The following is a 24,110-nucleotide window of genomic DNA, read 5'->3' as shown; positions in this document are numbered from 1 at the left end:
CAGCAGGACACCAATTGGATTTCGAAACCGGACGGGAAGCTTCGTATTATCTGGAGCTGCCGGTCGTGCCGTGCAAATAACTTTTATCCTTAAAAAAGAACATGGCCATAATCGTGACGACATAAGGCACCATCATCGTAAACGGTGTCGGAAGCCACAATCCCTGCATCCGGATACTAAGCGCATCCATCAGTCCGAACAGCAAGCTTGATCCCATAATTCCGGCCGGATTCGCCTGACCCAGCATCATCGCGACAAGAGCAATAAATCCTCTGCCCGATGTCATGCCTTCGGCAAACATCGTCACCTGGCCGAGCGAGAGCTGCGCTCCGGCCAGCCCGCACAACATACCGCACGCCAAGACGGCTGCATATTGATAACGGCGCACTTTTATGCCCGCGCTTTGAGCGACAATCGGACTTTGTCCGACCGCGCTTAAGCGGAAGCCCGTTACCGTCCGGTACAAAAACAAATGGAGGACAATAACGAGCAGAAATGCGCAAAATACGATCGGGGAATAACCGGATACGACATCTCCGAGAACAGGCACCTTGCTTAATACAGGAATATCCAAGCGGGGCAATCCTTCCATATCTTTGTTATAGTACGCCCCTTTGACATGAAAGACCGCGCTTAATAAAAAAGTCGTCAGCCCCATCGCGAGGAAGTTGACGGCAATGCCGACCACGATGACGTTGGCCTTCAAGTGAATCGTGAAATAGCCGTATAGCAGTGAAAGCAGCAAAACGCAGCCGATTGCAAACATTACGGCAAGAAATAGATTGTTAAGCAGGTAGTTGCCGAGAACCGCCCCGAATGCGCCGGCCAGAACCATGCCTTCCAGACCGACATTAAAGAGGCCTGCACGTGCGCAAAGCGCCCCTCCCAATGCAGCGAGCAAAATAGGCGTCACCATACGAATCGTGGAGTTGAGTAGAGAGATGTCAAATAATTGATCCATTGTTTTTCCTCGCTTTTCTCCGCCTCATAAACGAATAGCCGAACTTGACCGATACGAACAAAATGAGCACGGCTTGTATAACCGCTGACAATTCAACCGGAACATTCGTGTTTCGTTCCATCCCTGCCGCCCCGGTTTGCAGAGCTGCGAGCAGAAAGGAGCACACTGCCGTCCCGGCCGGATGCGCATTCGCAAGCAACGCCGCCATCAGAGCGGTCCACGCATACCCCGGCATCGTCAAGGCGCCGTCTACGAAACGGTACTGCATGCCAAGCACCTCAACACCGCCGGCAAGTCCGGCCAGCCCTCCGCTTGCAACCATACTGAAGATCATCATTTGCAGACGGTTGACGCCTCCGTACATGGCGAAAGACGGATTTAACCCAAGCATTTTCACCTCGTAGCCGACAATCGAGTACCGAAACATCAGAACAAACAAAACCGTCAGTCCGATCGCGATCGAAAAACCCGCATGCACACTCATCCCGTTATACAGTTTCGGCAGCCAGGAGCCCTGATCGATCATCGCGGTTTGCGCCAGCCCTGCCGAACCGCTCGTATCCTTGAAAGGCCCCGATACGATGTACCCGGCGAACAAGACGGCAATATAATTCAATAATAAGGTCGAGATAAGCAGATTCACTTTAAACTTCACTTCCATCCAGACGGCGAGTACCGACCACATTCCGCCCGCTGCGATACCGGCGCATAGGGCGGCAACAAGCTTCACCCAGCCAGGACCTGGAACATGGAGCGCAGTTAAAGCAGCCGCCAGTCCGCCAAGCACCATCTGCCCTTCCGCCCCCATGTTGAAGAAGCCGGCGCGAAAAGCAAATGCGATTCCCAGTCCGCTCAAAATGATCGGCGTTGCTCTTGCCATCGTGCTCGACAAAAAGTAAAAGCTGCCAAACGCCCCTCTCCACAACTCCTTGAAACACTCCATAACCGACTCCCCGGTGAAGCTGACGACGATTGCTCCAGCCGTCAAACCGAACAAGATGGCCATAATCGGCTGCATCATCGAGAGGAGCATCGGATTCCAGTTCTTCATGCTCGCCCTCCTCCCGCCATCAACAAGCTGATCTCCTCTTCCGAAGCGTCCTTGCCTTTAAGCTCTCCCACGATTTCCCCTTCAAACATAACCAAAATACGATCCGACAGCGTCATCATTTCCGACAGCTCGGATGAAACGACGAGCACGGCTTCACCGCTCTCCCGCTTCCGCAACAACTGCCGGTGAATAATTTCCATTGCACCGAGGTCGACGCCGCGGGTCGGCTCCGCCGCAATGATGCATTTCGTGTGCTGGCCGATTTCCCTTGCTGAAATCAGCTTCTGCAAGTTCCCTCCGGATAAATACTGCGCCTGCTCGTGAATCGACGCCGTCTTGACCGCAAACGACTGTACCCAGCCATGAACCAATTGGTTCAGCCGCTTATGCCTCAACAATCCGAAGCGATGGCAGCCATCTTTACGATAATGGCCCATAATGGCATTTTCCTTGACGCTTGCATCCTTGGAAGCCCCCCATAAGTACCGGTCCTCGGGAATATGGGCCAAACCTGCCGCGCGGATGCGGCGCACCGGCAAGTTGGTCACATCGGTTCCATCCAGCAGCATGCTGCCCTGATCGGCCTTTATCAGCCCGTTCAGCACTCGAACCAGCTCGGACTGGCCGTTACCGGACACACCCGCAATACCGACAATTTCCCCGGCGCACACGTCGAAATTGATATCATTAAGCAGCGCCTTCCCGTTTGCTCCTTTCACAACCAATTTGCGCACCTGCAGAACAGGCTCTCCCGCCTTATTGTCCTGCCGGGCAACTCCCTCCAGTTCCCGGCCCACCATTAAACGGGAAATCTCCTCCGCACTTGTACGGTCCGCTTCTAAAGTTCCGGTTACTTTGCCGTTGCGCAGCACGGTAACGCGGTCCGCCGCTTCCATAACCTCGTGCAATTTATGCGTAATAAGGATAATGCTCTTCCCTTGCTTTGCAAGCCGTTTAATCGTCACGAGCAATTCCTTCACTTCCAGCGGCGTCAATACAGCCGTCGGCTCATCCAAAATAATGATGTCCGCCCCATTGTAAAGCACCTTCAATATTTCAATCCGCTGCCGGGTTCCAAGCGAGCATTCAGACACTTTCTGATCCGGATCAACGTGCAGCTGATACGTTTCGCATAACGCTTTAATCCGGTCTGCGGCCAGCTTGCGGTCGAACCAAATCCCCCGTGCAGGTTCATTGCCGATGACGATATTTTCAGCGACCGTATAGGTAGGGAACAGCATGAAGTGCTGGAACACCATCCCGATGCCGCTCTGAATCGCTTCTAATGGACTTTGGAATCGCTTCACTTCACCTTGGCACACAATGTCCCCCGAAGTCGGCGCTTCCATCCCGTACAGCATTCTCATCAACGTTGTTTTTCCGGCGCCGTTTTCGCCGACGATCGCATGAATCTCGCCTTTATGCAATGAAAAATCGATACCATCATTCGCTATGAAATCACCGTATGTTTTCGTGATCTGCCTTGCTTCAAGCACGGTGGTCATCAATTATACATCCTTTCCGTGAAAAACAAACCGGCTGGACCATAGCCGGTTTAGTTGAAGTTTGATTATTTCAGCGGGTTAACGACGGAGGTTTTGCCGGAAATGATATCGCTGCGGATCTGTAAAACCTTCTCGATCGTTTCTTTTGTTATAAACGGATTGTTGTCCGTGACGTACGTAATGCCAACGCCATTTTCTTTCAAACCGTAATCGTACACGCCCGGCGCAAAGGAGCCGTCAACAAATTGTTTAATGCTGTCGATCACAACGTTGTCAGCGGATTTCAATTGGGACATGACGATATGCTGCGGATCGATCATTGTCCGGTCAATATCCTGACCTGAAGTGAAAAAACCTTTTTCCTTCGCAGCTTCGAATACGCCAAGGTCTCCTACCGCCGATGCCCCGGCAACAAAATCGGCCCCTTTCGAATACTGCACGAGCGCCAATTCTTTGGCCTTGGCGGGATCGGTAAAGCTGCCCACATAGTTGACGAGGAACGTAGCTTGCGGATTCGTCGCCTTCAAACCTTGCTCAAAGCCGCTCGTCCATTTCTTCATCAGCGGGATATCCATGGCGACTACCATGCCGACCGTGTCCGATTTTGTCGACAGGCCCGCCGCTGCTCCCAGCAAATAAGCGGCCTCCTGCTCGCGGAACACCGCACTGCGCACATTGGGCAAGTCGACAACATCGTCAATAATAATGAACTTTTTGTCCGGATTTTCCGCCGCTACCTTCTTCAAAGCATCCGCGGCCTGGAAGGACGACGTAATAATCAAATCGTAGTTATCGGCAACCGCAACCCGCAAATTTTCTTCAATGGCATTCGGATCTGCCGACTCCATCGTTTTTTGTTCCACTTTATAAGTTAGCGCCGCTTGCTTGGCACCTTCGTCCATAATTTGAAAAAACGGATTTACGCCAATTTTCTCCGGTGTAATAAGCGCGACGCGCAGCGGCTTTTTGGTTTCGGCATCCGATCCCGCCTGATCTTTCGTTTTGCTTGCCGAACATCCCGCCGCTAGGATCGAAATAATCAACATGATAACCAATACCGCACTCTTCTTCATCTTCCCACTCCTATGTTCTATTTTTTGATCATCAATTGCCAGAAACACGAGTCATTTATCGGCACTCGCATACGATTTACATGACCTTCAAAATCGCCCTTACAAGTCCGATCAGCCTTCCTTTCAGCTCCTGAGCCGCTTCAAACACCTCTTCAGCCGTAAGCCCTCCCGGCAAAATGCCGGCGGCCATATTGCAGACACAGGACAGCGCCAGCACTTTCATCCCGGCATGATTGGCCACAATCACTTCGGGAATGGTTGACATGCCGACCGCATCCCCGCCTACAATTCGCGTCATTCGAATTTCGGCAGGAGTTTCAAACGTCGGGCCAGCCCAGCCGACATAAACGCCCTCGTGCATACGTAAACCCTGAGCAGCGGCCGTCTCATGCGCAAGCCGCCTCAGGTCAGCGCAGTAAGCGTTCGTCAAATCGGGAAAACGAACGCCCAGCCGCCCGTCATTGGGGCCGATAAGCGGATTTACTCCCGTCAAATTAATATGGTCGCTAACGACCATCACATCGCCCGCTTGATAGGACTCGTTCACGCCGCCGCTCGAATTGGTAATGAGCAGCCGTTCGACACCGAGCGCTTTCATAACGCGGACCGGGAAGGTGATGGCATCCATGGAATGTCCTTCATAATAATGAAACCGGCCCTGCATCGCGACGACTACTTTCCCCTCCAGCTTGCCGATCACGAGCAAGCCGGCATGGCTTTCGACGGTCGTGCTGGAGAAAAACGGGATTTCATCATAAGGAATCTTGATTGCTTCTTCGATTTCGTGTCCCAAATCGCCAAGTCCCGATCCCAAAATCAGTCCTACCGTCGGGCGGTAGCCGGTTAAACGCTGAATATATGTCTTGGCGCGATCAATTCTGTCCATCAACTCCATCGCTGCCCCTCCTATTTCTATAAGCTCGCCGCAACACCAGCATTCAACTTGTGCATTTCGTTTATTTCGAATGAGCGGGCCGATCCTCGTTCATTAATTGGCGGACCATCCGGTTCGCTTCATAGATCATCCGCTCTTCATCCAGCGTCATCAGCTCCCCTTTGCGCATTAGGAATTTGCCCGCCACGATCGTATCCGTTACGTCCAGCCCGTTAGCTGCATATACAACATGGGAAACCGGATTGTGCGCCGGCTGAAAATTCGCTTTCCCCGCATCGATCATGATGAGATCGGCTTGCTTGCCAATCTCGATGCTTCCGATCGAATCGGATTGAAACACGCCGTCCGCTCCATTGCGCGTAGCCATTCGGAGCGCCGTTTCCGCCGGAACGGCCAGCGGGTCATACGTCGTTCCCTTATGCACAATCGCCGCTAACTTCAGCTCTTCGAACAAATTGAGATTATTATTGCTGACCGAGCTGTCGGTGCCGAGCGACACGCTTATTCCTCTGGCAAGCATTTGCGGCACTGGCGCAACGCCGCTCGCAAGCTTCAAATTGCTGACGACATTATGCGATACGCGAACGTTGCACTCCGCCAGCAAGTCGATCTCTTCCTCTGTCAAATGGACCGCATGCGCGACCAATGCCGACCGCTCAAACATGCCCAGCTTATGCAGATGAGCGACCGGGCGGCAGCCGTATTGCTGCACATTAAGCTCGACCTCCCAATTCGTCTCGGACATATGCGTATGTACGGGGAGCTGAAGCTGGGCCGCCTTATCAATAATTTGCGAAATGAAATGCGGCGTGCACGTATACGGCGCATGCGGAGCCAACATGACCGAAATGCGGCCGTTCGCTTGCCGGTGCCAATCCTTCGCAAAGGAAACGGCGTCCGCAAGCTTCCGGTCCTGAACGCCTGGATCGCCGCTTCCAATCATGCCGCAGCAGAGGGCGGCTCTCATTCCCGACGGCGCAACGATACCCGCGATTGCCTCATTATGGTCATACATATCGACGAAGGTCGTCGTACCTGTGCGAATCATTTCGATTAATGAAAGCCCTGTTCCCCATCTCACATGTTCATCCGTAAACCGCGCTTCCCAAGGCCAAATTTTCTCTTTCAACCAAGTTTGAAGCGGCAAATCGTCTGCATAGCCGCGCAGCAGCGACATCCCCACATGCCCGTGCGTATTGATGAGACCCGGAAGCACATAGCGGTGACGTCCGTCAATGACTTCATCGTACAGCTCCAGCTCCTCCGGTGTAGCCCCGACATATGTAATGACCCCGTTTTTGAAGGCGACGGCCCCATCCATGATAATCCGGTTCGATTCATCAACGGTAATGACGGTGGCGTTAACGATTATGCTGTGCAATTCCATCACCCCTTCTCGCTCCATCCTGCTGCAGCCCGCTAAGTACGGACGCCGTAATCCTGCACACCATGCGCTCCAATTGGTCGTCAGAAATCGGAGCATGAACGGCGCTCTTGTCCGGCAATCCCTTATTTCTGCCGTTAACGGCGACAGCACCGGTCGGCGTCTCGCCTTTTAGCCCCATCCGTTCTCTAATTTGGACCAGCTCGGCAACCTGCTCGACAGACAGCTCGCGCATGCCGTTCATTTGGTTCGCAATCCAATTGATTTTCGCGCAAAATTCCAGCGACTCCATCAAATAATAAGCGGAGCGCAGATCGCGGCCCCAGGTAAGCGCGCCGTGATTTTCCAGCAGCACCCCGTTATGGCCTGCCACATATTGTTCAATCTTCTTCGGAACATCCTCCGTAGAAGGTGTAGCATATTCAGCGACCGGGATCGTGCCGAGCAGCACGACCGATTCCGGCATCGTCGCCTGGTCAAGCGGAATGCCCGCAATCGCAAACGCTGTCGCATACGGCGGATGAACATGGATGACCGCACGGATATCCGACCGTTTTTCATAGACTTTCAAATGCATCTTCATTTCCGAAGTGGGTTTCAGCCTGCCATGCAGCACTTCGCCTTGAAGATTCACTTTAATGAGCATATCCGGCGTCATTTCGCCTTTACTGACGCCTGTAGGCGTAATCCAAATTTCATCTTCTCCCGTGCGAACGGAGATGTTGCCGTCGTTTGCGGCTACGAACCCTTTTTCGTACACGCGCCTTCCAATCTCACAAATGTCCTGCTTTACTCGATCGTCCGCTTCATGCTGTAACATGTTGGTTACCTTCCTCGCTGTTCCCGTATTGCGGCATGGAATTTTCAGATTTCTCCTTGAACAACTCGATTAACGACTCCTGGTAAGGCTGACGGACAATCCCTTTTTCCGTAATGATGGCGGTAATGAGCTCATTCGGCGTTACATCGAAGGCAGGATTGAACACCTTTACGTCAGCCGGAGCTGTCGGCACTCCGAATCCATTAATGATTTCACGGGCATCCCGCTCTTCGATCGGAATATGTGCGCCGGATGCTGTTTCCATATCGATCGTCGACATCGGAGCCGCCACGTAGAACGGAATTTGGTGAGCCTTCGCCAGCAGGGCGAGGCCGTAAGTACCGATTTTGTTGGCAACGTCACCGTTCGCGGCAACCCGGTCGCAGCCGACAATAACGGCCTGCACCCAGCCTTTCGCCATCACGAAAGCAGCCATGCTGTCGGTAATTAAGGTAACGTCAATACCGGCTTCCTGCAGCTCCCAGGCTGTTAACCGGGATCCCTGCAGCAAAGGGCGCGTCTCGTCGGCAAACACCTTCACGTTCCAGCCGTGTTCTTTGGCCAAATATACCGGCGCCAGCGCTGTGCCGTATTTAGCCGTTGCAATTCCCCCTGCGTTGCAATGCGTTAAAATGGTCATTCCATCATGCAATAAAGAAAGTCCGTGAAGCCCGATGCTGCGGCATACCTCTTCATCCTCCGCTTTAATCGCGTGCGCCTCCTGCAGCAGCTTCGCTTTCAAATCTTCGATCGAATGCCCCTTCTCAGCCATTAATCGTGCGCGCATCCGCTTTAATGCCCAGAACAGATTGACGGCTGTCGGGCGGGAGGAAGCCAAGTAATCGGATTTCTCTTGAAAAACATGATCAAATTCGTCGAACGTTGCCGATGAGCATACGTCTCTGACACCAAGAAACAGCCCGTAAGCGGCGGCGATGCCGATTGCCGGCGCCCCTCTCACCTTCAGTTCCTTGATCGCTTGCCAGCAATGCTCAATCGTTGTAATTTGCAAAAATTGCTTTAATGCCGGCAATTTCGTCTGATCTAAAATATGAAGCGTCTTCCCGTCAAACGATACGGATTGAATTTGTTCTGTGCCCATCATGATCACCTCTCCAGCCAATCGCGGCTTTTCAAACAAATAACAACATAATCGGTCACTAAAGTAGTTGAAATAACGACCCATAAATCTTCTTGCGTAACATTAACTCACATAATAATGCATGAAAATTCGTTTATCAACATATTTTTTCCTTTTTCCAAACTTTTTTTTGGGTATATTGCCTCTTTTGCGGCTCGATGTTATAATCCATAACAAAATTACTGCTTGATATTTTGTTGTTTTATGCCCGTTTTGTGTGCGGTACCACAACACAGAACAGAACAGATGCCGCTGGGATGCGGCTCATCTTTACTGCTTATGGGGGTGATGAATATGCGTTATTAGATTTTGAGGCAATGAGTCAGCAATCCACTTACAGGGAGGATATTTGGATGGTAATTTCAAATGGAGCAGTACGTATATTCGTTTCAATTGTTATTTCCGCTCTACTGTTATCCGGCTTCTGGCCGGAGAGCGATGTTTATTCGCAAGCGGTGAAGCAAGGTCAGGCCCCGTTGTCAAAAGCGGCGGATCATAAACAATCTTTGAAGGAGCGCTACGGGCTCTCGATCCCCGACTCCTTAACCAAAGGCGATTTCATCGTTGTGGTCGCGAAGATTCTTGATTTAAAGGCAACCGGTCACAAGATACCATTCAGCGATCTTCAAGAGGGCAGCCCTTACTATGAGCCCGCTGCGGCTCTATACGACAAAGGCATTATTACCCAACTAAGCGTTAATGCCGACCGGCAACTAACCCAAAGCAACGCCGTCATGATTGCCCTTAAAGCTTCGGGCATGAAGGAGTTGGCCTATACTTACTCTCCGGAGAAAACAAAGCGCTCGCTGGCTAAATTACGAATAACCGGCAATAACGCGCTATCCCCGCAAGCTTCCCAAGAGCTGGCGGCGGCCGTAGACCTTGGACTGCTGCCTGCCGATTCATTCTCTTCATTCTCTTTGTCAAAGCCGGCTTCCGGCAATTTCGCATCCATGCTGCTCGATCGCGTCATTACCTTCCATGGCCAAAACGAAAATTACCTTGGCCGCATATCGGATCCGGATATTTTCCGGCTCGTCAATCAAGCTTGGCTTTCCCGGGATATTATCGAGGACAAGCAGCTGCAATCCGTCGTCGATACCGCATTAAAACAAAAACTGGTGACCGGCTATAATTTGAAGGATTCCCGCTACGACCCGCATTTTGACCCAAACCTTACGCTAACATACGGTCATAGTAATATTGTGCATGCACTGCAGCTCATCGGTCTGCTGCGCAGCGAAGGAATTGACGCGAAGGTACAGCTTGAACCGAAAACTTCCGCTTTCGTTTATTTGAAAGAATGGGGCCCGCAGGATTATAAAATTGTCGAGGATGAAGACGGCACTTCCATCGCATATACGAAGGAATACGATCTTTCATTTGAATTTCAAAATGTGGAGCAAAAGAACGACTTCCAGCGCATCATCCTTAAATACGCCAAAAAAGACAGCGACAATCAAACGGGACTAATTGCCGACTCATGGTGGCAGCCGCTTTACTTTTCGGATACGGCCATGCAAGATTACAAGATCATTTCCAATACGAAAATAACAAGCAGAAACTATTACGCCCAAACGTTTTCGCTAAGTAATCAAACGGCAGCGATAGCCGCCGGATTAAAACAACTGAACCCGGACATCCAACTGGAATCGTACTCATTCTGGGTTGACGAACCGTTTTATCGTTACTTGCAGGGCGATTATAAGTAGTTTGATCAACTTAAAAAAACGAACCGTTCAAGGCGTTATCCTTGAATTGGTTCGTTTTTTTGTAATTTCGTTTACTGTTGTCGTCTAAAGCGTGCTTCTTATCCCCATCGCTTCAGCCAGCAGCTCCACCAGATGGATGCCCCTTACCTGCCCCGATAAGCCTTCCCTTTCGATGCCGAGCTTCATCTGCAGCAGACATCCGGGGTTTGTGGTAACGATTACCGTCGCACGGGTTCCTTTGACGCTTTCCATTTTGCAGTCCAAAATTTCCATCGACTCTTCGTGATGCACCACGTTATAGATGCCGGCCGAGCCGCAGCACATGTGAGGATTGTCCATCACTGCATACCGCACGCCCGGAATGCTCTGCAGAAGCTGAAGCGGCTCCGCGGTCACTTTCTGGACGTTGGTCATGTGGCAGGAGTGCTGATAGGTGACGGTCTCGTTCAGTGACTTCGTAAAAGAAAGGTCGCACAAGGCGAGAATTTGGCTGATATCGCGGGTTTTACCGGCAAAAGCTTCGGCGCGCCGCTGCCAGTTCTGTCAGCGCCTTTAAACAGATGATCGTACTCGATCAGCATCGCGCCGCAGCCTCCGGCATTGTTCACGATAATGTCGTCCAGCGACACGCGCCCTTCCGCCGCCATTTTGACCAAATTGATTCTCCCCCGGGGAGAATGGGTTTCTTTGCCCATCGTCACATATGTTGGACAGGCAGGCAGACAGTAGCCGCATTGAACGCATTGGACGGTTTCGTCATAAGGAAGTTTTGGAAGTTTCGTCATGTTCATCCCTCAGTCAATCGAAGCTTCTGTCCCTGCTCCGAGAAAATTTTCCCGGGATTCCGCCACGGCTACTTGTCTTGCGCCGATGCCGCGGAACACTTCCGCCACAGCTGCAAGCTCCGCCTCAACCGCCTTCTCGTGACCGTCCACCTCGATCAAAATGATCGCTTCCGCGTCAACGGGCAAGCCACTCGGACGGTACGCTTCCACCGCACGGATGCACGCCTGATCCATAATTTCCAGCTTGTAGGGCAGAATGCCGGACGTCAGCACCCTCGAGATCGCCCGTCCGGACAACACAATATCATCAAAAACAGCCATAACCGTTCCCGTTGCCGGCTGCCTCGGAATCAGCTGCAGCACCGCCTCCGTCACAATGCCGAGCGTTCCCTCCGAGCCGACAATCAGCTTCGTCAGATCATAGCCGGTCACATTTTTGACAGTTCGCCCGCCCGTACGGACAAGATCACCCTGCGGCGTCACAACTTCAAGCCCGAGGACGTAATCTTTGGTCACTCCGTATTTCAGCCCCCTGGGGCCGCCCGCGTTCTCGGCGATATTGCCGCCGATCGTGCAGACGGTAGAGCTGCTCGGGTCCGGCGGATACATGAAGCCGTGTTTCTCCGCCTCCCGGTGAATATCGCCGGTGATCACACCCGGGGAAACGACCGCGATTAAATCTTCGGGGTGTATCTCCAGCTTCCGGTTCATGTGCGACAGATCGAGCACGATGCCGCCCATTACCGGAAGCGGCCCGCCGGACAACGACGTCGATTGGCCTCTCGGATTACCGGAATCCGCTCACGATATGCCAGCTTCATGATGGCGGCAACCTCTTCCGCACTCACCGGCTGGACAACCGCTTCAGGTAAATACGTGCCGAACGAAGCGTCGAACGAATAGCTGGCCAAGTCACTTTTCTCCGTCAGCACGCGCCCGTTTTCCTTGAGGATTGTCCGCAGGCTGCTTACGATTTCCCCGTCCACTTTACGGTACGTCATCTAAGCTCACCTCACTTTTCGGTCAGACATCCAATTTAAACGAGTCAACTACCCACCACCTATGCTAACGCTTTGAGGTGGGGGCTTGTAACTGCCCGATAGTACAAATGCCTGGCGGCTCCTATCTTTTTCACTCTTGTGAGCGTGGCGTTACTTTAGGCAGGCTGACAACTACCCAACTGCACAAGTCATGCTTGTGCAGTCACTTCAACGATGTACTCAATTCCTTTTCGTTGAAGATTCATTGCACCAATACGATCATCATTTGATTGATATCCACACGTTTTACAGCAGAATGTATGTTTTTTCTTATTCCGGTTTCCTTTCTCTGTATGTCCGCATTTCGGACATGTTTGAGAAGTAAACCGTGGATCGACGGCAATCATCCTGGAGCCAGCCATAAGCGCTTTGTACTCGATCATCTGACGTAATTGGTAGAATGCCCAAGAAACCGTTTCATAACGATTTTTGACTCTCACACGCTCAGTAACTTGACGAACACCCGATAAGTCTTCGACTACAAACAGTGTATTCGCTCCATATCGTTCAACGAGTGCCTTTGATACCTGATGGTTTACATCTGACATCCAACGGTTTTCTCGTTGTCCGATTCGTTTCAGCTTCCTGCGAGCAGAAGCTGTACCCAATTGTTGCAGTTGTTTACGCATATGTTTGTAGATCGAACGCTTATTCTTGATTAATCTTCCATTAAAGAACAAGGATTTTCCCTGAGAGTCATAACTAACCGCAACAAAATGAATGCCCATGTCAACACCGGCTACTTGACTGATTGTATGTTCAGAAGCTGTTGGAATTTCTTTCGTCATCGGGATATGCAGATAGAACTTCCCATACTTGTTGACAAGTTTTGCAGTACCAAAAGACCATGTTCCGTCAAAGTATTGTTCCATGCCTTTCGTTTCAAATGGCACTTTCACCCGACCGCCAAGGGTATTAATCGAAAATAGTCCTTGAATAAGCGAATAATCTCGATTCCATACGAGATCATATTCAGGCTTTCGGAACTGAACTTTTGTCCAATCGTGACCGTTACTCTTCAGAGACTGATAGCGGGCAATGACAGTTTTCATAACCGACTGTGCCATTTGAGAACGTAGAGAAAAGCAAGAACGTAAACGTTCATAAGTGATGTTGTGTAATTTCGCCTGTGCCAATTGCTTCGTTTCAAATACAAGAGCAGAAACGTAATTACATCCCGTACGGTAAGCATGAAGTGTGTTTCTCAGCAATTCGATCTGTTCAGATGTGGGATTGATCTTTATTTTTGCTGTAATCGTCATTTGCATGTATCATCACCTCACTTTCACTAAAATAATGATATCATAGTGTGTAGTGAGAGTCTATCATAGAAACGAGAGGCAGGAGAGAGTGTCGGACAACTGAACAGGATGAATCCTGTCCTTGTCCGAAGCGCATTCCTCCCCCACTTATAGAAGTAGGGGTCTCCTGCGCTAAAATGATGAAATTTATTCTCCGAATATGCTTCGAATCCGGAGCGGCCGTCCTCTCGTCCGATGCCAGCTCTATACTGCTTTGTTTCGTTTAAGACTTAATGCTCTTTCATCATCGTATTCTTGTTTTCCGGTTCGGCCCATCAACACGCCTGCAACCGATGCCAACAGCTGTTGAACAAGCATGGCCAACACGACGGGCAAAGCGGCCGGCGCAGGCAGAAATGTCGTTGCGATGACGGCACCGGCACTGATATTTCGCATGCCGACCGCATAGGTTATCGTGACCGTGATCCTGTCTTCCTTTTTCCAAAACCATCTGGAAAAGGACCAGCCCAAAGTATAGGCAATGATCGTTAACAGGATAATCGTCATCAATATACCGAGAAGCTTAAATCGAAAAGGAACGAAAAATGGGGCGACAAACGCTCCGTTCAGCGCCACGACCGCTCCCATTGCCAGCTTGGACAGCGGTGACAGCCGGGGCTTCCATTTTCGCTCGGCCTTCCCCTTGGTTACATGGTTAATCCACATTCCGGCCAGAGACGGCAGCACGATCATCCAAAACAAATTTATGACCATCCCGAAAGCGTCGATGTGCACCTCTGAACCGAACAGCAGCGACAACGTGCCGGGTACAACGAACGGGGCAAGGAGAGTATCGATCAAAATAATCGAGAGCGCCAGAGCCACGTCCCCGCCTTTTACAGTCACCCAGAACAAGGTTGTGACGCCCGTCGGGATCGCGGCGGCGAGTACGAATCCGGTCACCGTTTCCACGTCGCCTCCAAAGAGAAGCTTGCCCGCCCCCCATGCGATCAGCGGAAGCACGATATGAAGGAGAAACAGCGCGCACAACAGCGGCAGCGGCCTCCGGAGCACCTTGAGAAAATCGCCGAAGCCGGAGCCCAGACTGCCCGCAAGCGTCATGAACGCAAACAGCCAGGTGGATAAAAAACCGTATGGCTTCAGCCAAACGGTAAAAACCATGCCGATAATCAGACTTACAGGTGTGATAAACGGCATTATGCGGTCAAACGTCCGGTTTACGGCTGACAGCAGGCGCCCGTTGTCCTTCACAGCCGCCTGCCGTAACCGGTCCCCGCCCGCTTTACGGTACGTCACCCGGCTCACCCCGCTTTAAGTCAGACATCCAATTTAATGGAGAGGAATTTATATTCCAAATAATCCTCGATCCCGTATTTGCCGCCCTCGCGTCCGATGCCGGACTCCTTCACGCCGCCGAACGGCGCCTGCGCCACGGTCGGCAGCGGATCGTTGATGCCGACGATGCCGTATTCCAGCGCTTCGGCCACGCGGAACACCCTCGACAGGTCGCGGCTGAAAATGTAGGCCGCCAGGCCGTACTCCGTATCGTTCGCATAGCGGATGACCTCTTCCTCCGTCTCAAACTCGAATACGGGGGCGACCGGACCGAACGTTTCCTCCCGGGCGATTTTCATGTCGGAGGTGACATTTACAAGCACCGTCGGTTCGAAAAAGTAACCGTTGCCGTATGCCCCGCCGGTCAGCTCGGCGCCGCCGCAGACGACGGCGGCGCCTTTGCTCACCGCATCGGCGATATGATCCGCCGATTTCGCCACGGCGCGGTCATTGATGAGCGGGCCGATCGTAACGCCTTCGTCCAGGCCGTTGCCGACGACGAGCGCTTGCATGTGGCGCGCCAAAATTTCCGTGAACGGCTTGACGACCGATTTTTGCACATAAATCCGGTTCGTGCAGACGCACGTCTGGCCGGCATTGCGGAATTTGCTGGCGATCGCGCCTTTGGCCGCTTCCCCCAGGTCCGCGTCTTCAAATACGATGAACGGCGCATGACCGCCGAGCTCCATGGACACCTTTTTCATCGTGTCGGCCGATTGGCGGACGAGCTGTTTGCCGACCTGCGTCGAGCCGGTGAACGTCATCTTGCGCACCTTCGGACTGCTCATCAGCACGCCGGCCACCTCCGCCGGAACGCCGCTGACCAGGTTGACGACGCCGGCGGGAATTCCCGCTTCATGAAAAGCTTTAAAGATTTCAATCGCCGACAAAGGCGTAGCCTCGGCCGCTTTGAGGATGACCGTGCAGCCGGCCGCAAGGGCCGGAGCGAGCTTCCTCGTAATCATCGCCAGCGGGAAATTCCACGGCGTAATCGCCGCCACGACGCCGACCGGCTGCCGCAGGACAAGGATCCGCTTGTCCTCCGCAGAGGCCGGAATCGTATCGCCGTACACCCGCTTGCCTTCTTCCGCGTACCAGTCCAGGTAGTCGACGGCGAGGCCAAGCTCGCCCTTCGATTCGGCCACCGGCTTGCCCATCTCACGGGTAACGAGTGCGGCCAACTCATCGGCGCGGGAGCGGAGAATGTCGGCCGTCTTTTTCAGATACGCATATCTTTCCTTTGCCGTTTTCTTCGCCCACCCCGCAAAAGCCGCATGGGCGCTGTCGATCGCCGCTTCCGTATCCGCTTTGGTGCCTTTCGCGACCCTGCCGACGACCTCGCCCGTTGCCGGATTGATAACATCAAACGTTTCGCCCGATGACGAATCCCGCCACTGCCCGTTAATATATAACATGGTGATTCCCTCCTTAAAGTCCGGTGAAATACAAGTTGCCTACGGTCGGTATGGGTTTCCACTCGCTGTTGTAGCCGGATTTTTTGTTTTGATAACCCATTTATGAGGTGAAAATCCGTCTACAAAGGCGACCGCTAGCGCTGTTTCAACTCCATACCGACACTTCGGCAACTTTATCACCTGCCTTCTAAAGGTTTTGCCGGAGGCAAAACCACTTCGTAAGAACAGGCTAACGTTTTTTTCGGAGCAAAAACAATTCGATAGCTTAAGATTAGTTCGCTGCGTTTCCGTTACGCCTTAATTTCCGCCAGCGCTTCTTTGATCACCGCTACCGCCTCGTCGATTTCTTCTTTGTTGACCGCCGTGGACGGGATGAAGCGGATCACGTTGCGCTCCGTACCGCAGGTCAGCAGGATCACGCCCTTTTCCAGCGCCTTGTCCTTCAGCTTCGTGATCGTGTCGTGGTCCGGCTGGCCGTCGCTTGTCCACATTTCCATCCCGATCATCAGGCCGAGACCTCGGATATCCTTAATGCCCGGATACTGCTGCTGCAGCTGCTGCAGCTGAGCGACCAAATAACGTCCCATCGCATTGGCATTGTCGAGCAGGCCGTTCTCCAGCAGCTCGATCGTGGCCAGCGAAGCGGCGCAGGCGACAGGGTTGCCGCCATACGTGCCGCCGTGCGAGCCGCCCGGCCACTGGTCCATGAGGTCCTTGCGCGCCACGAGCGCGCTGAGCGGGAAGCCGCTGGCAATGCCTTTGGCGAGTGTCAGGATGTCCGGCTGCACGCCGAAATGCTCCCAGGCGAACATGAGGCCCGTCCGTCCGAAGCCGGTCTGGATTTCATCAAAAATTAGCAAAATCCCGTGACGGTCGCAAATGTCGCGGATCGCTTTAACAAACTCGACCGGAGGCACGATGTATCCGCCCTCGCCCTGCACCGGCTCCATGATGATCGCCGCCACTTGGTCCGGGGCAATGAGGAACTGGAAAATTTCATCCAGCGATTTCAGGCAGCGCTGCGTCTCTTCCTCCTCGGACAGCCCGCTGCGCAGTGCATACGGGTACTCGGCGTAGTAAACGCTCGGCAGCAGCCCTTCGTAATCGCGGCGGTAGGCCGAGTTGGACGCCGTCAGCGTCGTGGTGGCAATCGTGCGTCCATGGAAGCTGCGCTTGAACGAAATGATGCCGGGACGCTTCGTCACTTTTTTGGCCAGCTTGATGGCGCCTTCGTTCACTTCCGCTCCGCTGTTGGAGAAGTACGTCTTGCGGTCACCGCCGTTCAGCGCGTTCAGCTTCTCGGCGAGCTCCACATAGACGGGATAATAAACGACGTTATGGCCGCCGTGAACAAGCTCATCCATTTGCGCTTTCGCTTTTTCCAGAACATACGGGTGGTTGTGGCCGACGTTCGTGACGGCGACTCCGCTCGCGAAATCAAGGTACTTGCGGCCGTGCTCGTCCCATAGATACGAGCCGCTTCCTTTCACGATCCCAAGCTGCGTCGCCCGGGCCGCGACCGGCGGCATCGCCTCCATCGCTCTTTCATACAACGTTTTCGTTGTCGTCTCGTTCATTGAGCATCCACTCCTTATTCTTTAAAGGTCATTAGGAATCCTTGTCCGTTCTTGAAAGCCCGCTGCGCGGGCAAATCATTCTTCCGAACGCTGCTGCAGCCAGCTTTGGGTCATTTCGCGAATGAGCAGCGGCACCGTCCGGAACGAATACGGCTTGTACACCCGCTCCGTCCAGCAATGCGCGTCAAGTCCGTACACCCCGACGTTAATGGCCGGAATGCCAAGACTGCGGATTTTCTCCACCGGCACCGGATAAATCCGTTCCCACTCCGGGAAATTATTTTTCAGCGATTCGATTTCTTCATCCGTATCATGCAGCGACAAATAGCTGCTGTCCGACAAATAGGGGAAGAACCGTTTCACGGCGAACGATTCGTCCTCCGTTTCCGACCACCGCTCCAGGACATCCCGGATCGTGTTCATAATGCGGCTTTCATGTGCCCCTTGCCCTTTCAAGTAATTGTGGGGGCAATAAGGAGGCGCGAAGAAAAGCACGGTGCACGGGCTTCCCGAACTGTCGAGCTTTCGCAAGACGTCGACGATTTCATAACAAAGCGTCCGCAGCTCCATTCCCGGGTTAGCCTCTACGATGCGAGCCGTCACGGCTGCCACGTCCACTCCCTGCCGCTGCAGCTTCCCGCAGTATTCGGCATAGGTGTACACCTTCATCTCCCAGGACATCTCATGGTTCACAAACCCGTTTACCCGCGTATACGTCTGAAACTGCTCCCGGTAATACTTCTCGACATCCGCTGCCGCTTCGCAAGCGATCCGCTTTAATTTGGCCATGACGTCTTTCGGCGAGTCTTCCAGCACCATACAGTTGAAATACAATTGGCTCGAAGTTGCCGTCTGCACATTGTAGAACTGCTTCGTATCCCGGTGATACAGTGCCGACGGAGGCACCATGACCTCGCCTTCCACCTGTTCCGTCAACGCCATGTTGTTGTTAATCCGGCGGTTAAGCTCGGCCGTCATCAGCGTCGGGTCAAGCCCGTTCAGCGTCTGCCCGACATGAGTTTCGCGGCCGTATACATAGAAACAAGCAAGCAGCTTGCCTACGGCGCCGGTATAAATATATTTCAACGGATCGCCAGGATACATAGGCGAAATATAGTCCGTGTTGATTGCAACCTCATAGCTGAGCCCTTCATCTTTCCGCAGGCGCAGCAGCTCGTCAACCGACGCGATGACGCCGGAATGCTCGTTCTCTTCAACGGGGTTCGCCATAAAAATTATGTCGCCGTCAAGCAGGTCGGGGCGCTCGGAGAAAAACTTTACATTGGCCAGATGGACGGCAACGCCGCTCTTCATATCGAGCGCGCCGCGCCCGAACATCCAGTCTCCCGATTGCGCCTGCTGGCGGATTTCCGGGTGATCGTTCCACTGCTTGAAGAAAGCGAGCAGTTCGTCCGGTTTGCCCGCGGCCGGCTCCAGGTTCCCATAGTCGCTGATGCCTACGGTATCGGTATGGCTGTGAAAAATAACGGTCCGCTTCGAGGTGCCTCTTCCTTTAATCCGGGCAAACACGTTTTTGCGCCCCAGCGCGTCCCCCGGCAGCGGCTGCGTCCACACTTGGCCGGGATGCGCCACAAAATAAGGAAAGCTGCGCAGAATCGATTCGATTTGATCGGCGATTTCCACTTCCCCGGCCGTTCCGTTCACGCTCAGTGTGCGGACGAGCGCATCCGTGAAGGCCTCCACTTGCTGCTGCAGCTCCAGTTCTTTCGTATCATTTATCATTGCAGTAGACTCCTTGCGGGTAAAATGGTCAATATTGACGGGAAGGATCGATCACGTTCACCATCGGGGAACCGCTGCGAAACGCCAGCAAATTACGGATAAAAAGTTCGACGCACCGGTCGACATAATAGATCGACTTAGCCGACATATGAGGCGTCAGCAGCAGATTATCGCAGCTCCAAAGCGGACTGTCCGCCGGCAAAGGCTCCTGCTGGAACACGTCGAACGCGGCTCCCTTCAACAGCCCCTCCCGGAGCATCGCGGCGATTTCATTTTCCTCCACCACCCGGCCTCTGCCGAGACTGATAAATACGGCCTCCGGCTTCATCCTCCGGACATAGCCGCCTGAGAACAGCCCCCTTGTTCGGGTCGTATCCGGCAGAAGACTGATCACGTAATCAGCGGTTTCGAGCGCATCTGCCGCTTCCTCCAGCCGGTACGTGCGGATAAACGGATCAACCGGAGCGCCGCTCGTATTCACGCCGTAGACGTCCATTCCCATCATCGTCAGCAGCTGCGCGATCGCTTTTCCGATCGTTCCGGTACCGTACATCAGCACTTTCCGCCCTGAAAGCTCCCCTACCAGCTTTGTCCGGTCGAACTCCTTGCGTTTCTTAAGTTCCCGGTAACGTTCCATGTCTTTCTCGAAGTGAAGCATGCACATGAGCACATACTCGCTCATCGGCTTCACATGGACGCCGGCGGCGTTTGTCACGATGATGCCGCGCTCGATAATGTCCGCCAAAGGCAAATTATCGATTCCCGTGCTCATCATCTGAATCCAGCGCAGATTATGAAACCGCGACAGATCGACGATATCGCGCTCACCATCGGTAATGTTGCTGCCGAATGTGAGCAGAACTTCCGCTTGCGCCGCAACGGCGTCCGGGATCCGGTCAATGGCGGAGAACACGCCGGCTTTTTCGCCTGTCTGCCCGTAAATCGCTTCAATATGATGAGGCAGCACTTCCGAGGTACCTGTAACGATCAATTCATTCACCGTCCGTTTCGTTCGTGTTGCGGTGCCATTAATGGCCGAAGCCTAAATATACTTCTTTGATTTTCTCCATTTCCTGATCCGTAATTTGCGATGAACGATAGACGATGGAGCCCATGTCCATGACATACAGCCGGTTGACAATATCGAGCGCGGCTACGGCGTTCTGCTCGACCAGTAAAATCGTCATTCCGTCGTCAGCGATTTTGCGGATCGCATCGAACATGTTCTGCACGATAATCGGAGCCAGTCCCATCGACGGCTCGTCCAGAATGAGCAGCTTAGGGCTCGTCACGAGCGCTCGCGCCACGGCGAGCATCTGCTGCTCCCCTCCGCTGAGCGTTCCGCCAAGCTGGTTCAACCGTTCTTCAAGCCTTGGAAATAGGGAGAAGACGTATTGCAGCTTCTCTTTTGCATGTACCCGTTTCCGGACGCTGTCTATGGCAACCTGCAAATTTTCCAATACGGTCATTTTGGAGAAAATGTGCCTTCCCTGCGGGACATGCGCGATACCCATGCCGAGCAGCTTGACAGGAGGTGTACGGAGCAGGTCAGTACCCAAATAGTCGACCGAACCCCCTCTTGCTTTCACAAGACCCGAAACCGTTTTGAGCAGCGTCGTTTTGCCAACTCCGTTGGCGCCCAGCAGCCCGACGATTTCCCCTTCGTTCACTGTCAAATCAACGCCTTTGAGGACGTTAATATCTCCGTATCCGCTTATTAGGCCTTGAATGTTAAGCATGCGCGGTCCCTCCCAGATAAGCCTGAATGACGGCTTGGTTGCGGGAAACTTCCTCCGGCGTCCCTTCGGCGATTTTTTGTCCGTGATCCAGCACGATAATCCGGTCCGACAGCGACATCACCATCTTGACGTTATGCTCTACGAGCACGATCGAAATGCCTCTGCTGCGGATAGCCTGGATCACATCGCAGAAAGCAAGCGATTCCTGCTGGCTCAAGCCCGCACAGGGCTCATCCAGCAGCAGCACATCCGGCCTTGTCATCAGTGCGCGGCAAACTTCAACTCGTCTTCTTTCCTGCAGCGAAATATTGCCGATCTTCTCGTTTACCAATTCGCCGATACCAAGCCACTTCAGCATTTCCTGCGCCTGCTGGTTTAACATCCGCTCCGTTCTCCGCCATTTCGGCGTCCGCCCAAGAACCCCGATAACGCTCCGGTTGGAGAACCGATGCGAACCGATCATGACGTTCTCGATCACGCTCAAATCCTCAAGCAGGCGGATCGTCTGGAAGCTGCGGGAAATGCCGAGCTTGGCCATCTGCCATGCCTGCGGCTTCACAAGCTTCTGATCCTTGATCTGCAAATGTCCTGCCGACGGGCGCTGCAATCCGGTCAATACATTCAAGAACGTCGATTTGCCGGCCCCGTTTGGCCCGATAACACCAACAATTTCGCCGGCGCCGACGTGCATATTCACATCTTTTACCGCCCACAGCCCGCCGAACTGCACCGATATTTGCTCCGCTTTAATGAGCGCGTCTTTCATCGCTTCTCACTCCCTCCACGCGGCGCTTTTTGCCCGATCCGAACAGTTTGGCCAACGTTGACTTGAGATAAGGGTATACGCCTTGCGGCATAAATACGATCATCACGACCAGGATCGCGCCGTAGAACACGAGACGCAGCTCCTGGAAATCCCGGAGCCATTCGCTAATGAACGTCAGAATGCCGGTTCCAAGCAGCGGACCGAACAACGTACCGGCCCCGCCGAGAATCGTCGTCGTCACGATTGTGATGGATTGGTTCAAATCGAACGCTTCCGGGCTGACAAATTGCATGAACGAAGCATATAATGCGCCTGCGATTCCCGCGATGCCGCCGCTTATCGAAAACGCGAGCAGCTTATAGCCGTAAACGTTAATGCCGCACACTTGAGCGGTAATTTCGTCCTTGCGCAAGCATCTCCAGGCGCGGCCGACGGAAGAATTCACGATAAAATGAACGATGAGCACAATGACCAGCAGAAACGCAGCGGCAAACGCCAGGAAATAATTCGGATATTCCATTGAAATGCCCAGCACGGTAGGCGACGGAATGTCGCGTACGCCCATCGGCCCGTTCGTCAGTCCTATCCAGTTATTGATCACAACGTTAATGATGATGCCGAAGCCAAGCGTCGCAATGCCGAGGAAGTGGCCTTTCAGCTTCGTCGTAGGCAGGCCCAGCGCAAGCCCCGTCAAGCTGCAAATCACAAAAGCCGCAATGAAGCTCAGCCATACCGGGCAGCCGAGTTTCGTCGTCAAGAGCGCAACCGTATACGCTCCGATGCCGTAAAAGCCGGCATGTCCAAGCGATAATTGGCCTGTATAACCGACCAGCAAATTAACGCTGACGGCAAGTATGCCGCTGATTACAGCCAGGTTGAGCACATTCAGCAAATACAGATTTTGAATGTAGGGGCTGGCGAAAACGCACAGCAATCCGCCCAGAAGCGGGAACCAAAATAGCAGCCGTTTGGTGTTCATACTTTTTCCCCCTGCACTTTGGTTAATATGCCTTGCGGACGGAAGACGAGAACCAGGAACAGCACGCCAAACACAATCGCATCCTGGAAGCCGGATGAAATGTAACCTCCCGCGAAGCTTTCGATTACACCGACGATGAGTCCGCCCACAATCGCTCCGGGCACATTGCCCATCCCGCCAAGCACAACAACGACGAACGCTTTAAGCGTCAGCGAAATGCCCATTGTCGGATAGACATAATAAAGCGGCCCGATCAGCGCTCCGGCTACTCCTGTCAGAGCCACGCCCAAAATAAACGTCAAAAACGAAATTTTATAAATCGGAATGCCGTACAGCGTCGCGGTCTCCGGATCAAGTGAAGCGGCGCGCACCGCCCGGCCAAACCGGGTATATTCGAGCAGAAAGTAAACAAGCAGACAAAGCACAATACTGACACCAACAATAAGCAACCGCTGCTGCGATACGTAAATGCCGGCCAACTGCATCGTGCGACCCGAAAGCGCGCTTTCGACAACTTGTGGAGTCGGAGAAAAGAAATACTGCGCCAGATTGACGAGAAAAAGCGAGACGCCGAGCGAACTAAGCATCATATTGATATGTTCGCCCTTGCGCAGCGGATGGAAGGCGAGGAAATGAACCACGAGTCCGATTAGTCCGGCTGCAAAGAAGGCAAAAATGACGGCTACCGGGTAAGGCAGCCCTTCACGGACGAGTAAATATGCTGCCACGCCTCCAATCATGGCAAACTCGCCTTGCGCAAAGTTCGACAGGTGGAGCACACCGTAAATGAGCGTCAATCCTATCGCGACCAGCGAATACAAAGCGCCCGTAACGAGCCCGTTAACAAGCGTCTGCGAAAATTCCAACATGGTATCACTCCATTAACCAAAGTTAGTGAACCGCGCCGCCGCCCCTCAAGATGAGGGA

At 53.1% G+C, this 24,110-nt stretch carries 21 protein-coding genes and 1 pseudogene; 1 reads left to right on the top strand and 21 read right to left on the bottom strand.

The genetic code is table 11. The annotated features are described in order from the left end of the window. Positions 1-46: 46 nt before the first annotated feature. From VN24_RS13695 to mtnA, 8 genes are all read right to left on the bottom strand, one after another. Positions 47-961 carry an ABC transporter permease gene (locus VN24_RS13695; RefSeq protein WP_045670858.1) on the bottom strand — a complete coding sequence of 305 codons (915 nt, stop codon included), beginning with the start codon at positions 959-961 and terminating at the stop codon, positions 47-49. Continuing rightward, positions 945-2,012: an ABC transporter permease gene (locus VN24_RS13690; RefSeq protein WP_045670857.1), complete on the bottom strand. Its 1,068-nt coding sequence runs from the start codon at positions 2,010-2,012 to the stop codon at positions 945-947. The genes VN24_RS13695 and VN24_RS13690 overlap by 17 nt, the downstream gene beginning before the upstream one ends. Next, positions 2,009-3,517, bottom strand: a complete 1,509-nt coding sequence (locus tag VN24_RS13685) for an ABC transporter ATP-binding protein (protein ID WP_045670856.1) — start codon at positions 3,515-3,517, stop codon at positions 2,009-2,011. Before VN24_RS13685 ends, VN24_RS13690 begins: the two co-directional genes overlap by 4 nt. Positions 3,518-3,582: 65 nt before the next feature. Then, positions 3,583-4,590 (bottom strand): BMP family lipoprotein, encoded by a 1,008-nt coding sequence (locus tag VN24_RS13680; protein WP_045670855.1) that lies wholly within the window; start codon positions 4,588-4,590, stop codon positions 3,583-3,585. A gap of 76 nt (positions 4,591-4,666) precedes the next feature. Further along, on the bottom strand, positions 4,667-5,476 hold the full coding sequence (locus VN24_RS13675) for a purine-nucleoside phosphorylase (protein ID WP_045673277.1): 810 nt from the start codon (positions 5,474-5,476) through the stop codon (positions 4,667-4,669). A gap of 70 nt (positions 5,477-5,546) precedes the next feature. After that, entirely contained in the window at positions 5,547-6,872 is a 1,326-nt protein-coding gene (locus VN24_RS13670; protein WP_045670854.1) for an amidohydrolase, read from the bottom strand. Further along, positions 6,847-7,689 carry a class II aldolase/adducin family protein gene (locus tag VN24_RS13665; RefSeq protein ID WP_045670853.1) on the bottom strand — a complete coding sequence of 281 codons (843 nt, stop codon included), beginning with the start codon at positions 7,687-7,689 and terminating at the stop codon, positions 6,847-6,849. The genes VN24_RS13670 and VN24_RS13665 overlap by 26 nt, the downstream gene beginning before the upstream one ends. Beyond that, positions 7,676-8,794: an S-methyl-5-thioribose-1-phosphate isomerase gene (mtnA, locus tag VN24_RS13660; protein WP_193790071.1), complete on the bottom strand. Its 1,119-nt coding sequence runs from the start codon at positions 8,792-8,794 to the stop codon at positions 7,676-7,678. The genes VN24_RS13665 and mtnA overlap by 14 nt, the downstream gene beginning before the upstream one ends. Positions 8,795-9,183: 389 nt before the next feature. Here mtnA and VN24_RS13655 point away from each other — a divergent pair, with 389 nt between their 5' ends. After that, positions 9,184-10,542: a hypothetical protein gene (locus VN24_RS13655; protein WP_045670852.1), complete on the top strand. Its 1,359-nt coding sequence runs from the start codon at positions 9,184-9,186 to the stop codon at positions 10,540-10,542. Positions 10,543-10,626: 84 nt separating this feature from the next. Here VN24_RS13655 and VN24_RS28800 read toward each other — a convergent pair whose 3' ends face one another. The 13 genes and pseudogenes from VN24_RS28800 to VN24_RS13595 form a co-directional block, all read right to left on the bottom strand. Further along, positions 10,627-10,956, bottom strand: a complete 330-nt coding sequence (locus VN24_RS28800) for a (Fe-S)-binding protein (RefSeq protein WP_052702942.1) — start codon at positions 10,954-10,956, stop codon at positions 10,627-10,629. Positions 10,957-10,988: 32 nt separating this feature from the next. Next, positions 10,989-11,327 (bottom strand): 4Fe-4S dicluster domain-containing protein, encoded by a 339-nt coding sequence (locus VN24_RS28795; protein WP_476638853.1) that lies wholly within the window; start codon positions 11,325-11,327, stop codon positions 10,989-10,991. A gap of 48 nt (positions 11,328-11,375) precedes the next feature. Beyond that, a pseudogene (locus tag VN24_RS13645) lies at positions 11,376-12,328 on the bottom strand (FAD-binding oxidoreductase); the annotation flags it as partial. Positions 12,329-12,516: 188 nt separating this feature from the next. Then, positions 12,517-13,635 carry an RNA-guided endonuclease InsQ/TnpB family protein gene (locus VN24_RS13640; RefSeq protein ID WP_045670851.1) on the bottom strand — a complete coding sequence of 373 codons (1,119 nt, stop codon included), beginning with the start codon at positions 13,633-13,635 and terminating at the stop codon, positions 12,517-12,519. Positions 13,636-13,872: 237 nt separating this feature from the next. Continuing rightward, the gene (locus VN24_RS13635; RefSeq protein WP_338012175.1) at positions 13,873-14,925 is read right to left on the bottom strand and encodes a bile acid:sodium symporter family protein; all 1,053 of its coding nucleotides are present in this window, start codon (positions 14,923-14,925) and stop codon (positions 13,873-13,875) included. A 20-nt stretch (positions 14,926-14,945) separates the two neighbouring features. Further along, the gene (locus VN24_RS13630) at positions 14,946-16,379 is read right to left on the bottom strand and encodes an NAD-dependent succinate-semialdehyde dehydrogenase (protein WP_045670850.1); all 1,434 of its coding nucleotides are present in this window, start codon (positions 16,377-16,379) and stop codon (positions 14,946-14,948) included. A gap of 290 nt (positions 16,380-16,669) precedes the next feature. Further along, positions 16,670-17,956 carry an aspartate aminotransferase family protein gene (locus VN24_RS13625; protein WP_045670849.1) on the bottom strand — a complete coding sequence of 429 codons (1,287 nt, stop codon included), beginning with the start codon at positions 17,954-17,956 and terminating at the stop codon, positions 16,670-16,672. A gap of 75 nt (positions 17,957-18,031) precedes the next feature. After that, positions 18,032-19,699 carry a M20/M25/M40 family metallo-hydrolase gene (locus VN24_RS13620; protein WP_045670848.1) on the bottom strand — a complete coding sequence of 556 codons (1,668 nt, stop codon included), beginning with the start codon at positions 19,697-19,699 and terminating at the stop codon, positions 18,032-18,034. A 28-nt stretch (positions 19,700-19,727) separates the two neighbouring features. Beyond that, positions 19,728-20,699, bottom strand: coding sequence for a D-2-hydroxyacid dehydrogenase (locus VN24_RS13615; protein WP_158453673.1), 972 nt, complete (start codon positions 20,697-20,699; stop codon positions 19,728-19,730). 28 nt (positions 20,700-20,727) lie between these two features. Then, positions 20,728-21,438, bottom strand: a complete 711-nt coding sequence (locus tag VN24_RS13610; protein WP_045670847.1) for an ABC transporter ATP-binding protein — start codon at positions 21,436-21,438, stop codon at positions 20,728-20,730. Continuing rightward, positions 21,431-22,204, bottom strand: coding sequence for an ABC transporter ATP-binding protein (locus VN24_RS13605; RefSeq protein ID WP_045670846.1), 774 nt, complete (start codon positions 22,202-22,204; stop codon positions 21,431-21,433). The genes VN24_RS13610 and VN24_RS13605 overlap by 8 nt, the downstream gene beginning before the upstream one ends. Next, positions 22,185-23,183, bottom strand: coding sequence for a branched-chain amino acid ABC transporter permease (locus VN24_RS13600; protein WP_045670845.1), 999 nt, complete (start codon positions 23,181-23,183; stop codon positions 22,185-22,187). The genes VN24_RS13605 and VN24_RS13600 overlap by 20 nt, the downstream gene beginning before the upstream one ends. Next, positions 23,180-24,052, bottom strand: coding sequence for a branched-chain amino acid ABC transporter permease (locus tag VN24_RS13595; protein ID WP_045670844.1), 873 nt, complete (start codon positions 24,050-24,052; stop codon positions 23,180-23,182). The genes VN24_RS13600 and VN24_RS13595 overlap by 4 nt, the downstream gene beginning before the upstream one ends. Positions 24,053-24,110 lie beyond the last annotated feature (58 nt).

This window comes from Paenibacillus beijingensis, from assembly GCF_000961095.1.
GTDB classification, from domain to species: domain Bacteria; phylum Bacillota; class Bacilli; order Paenibacillales; family Paenibacillaceae; genus Paenibacillus_O; species Paenibacillus_O beijingensis.
The sequence above is the reverse complement of the archived record's forward strand: the minus strand, read 5'-3'. Positions and strand labels throughout refer to the sequence as shown.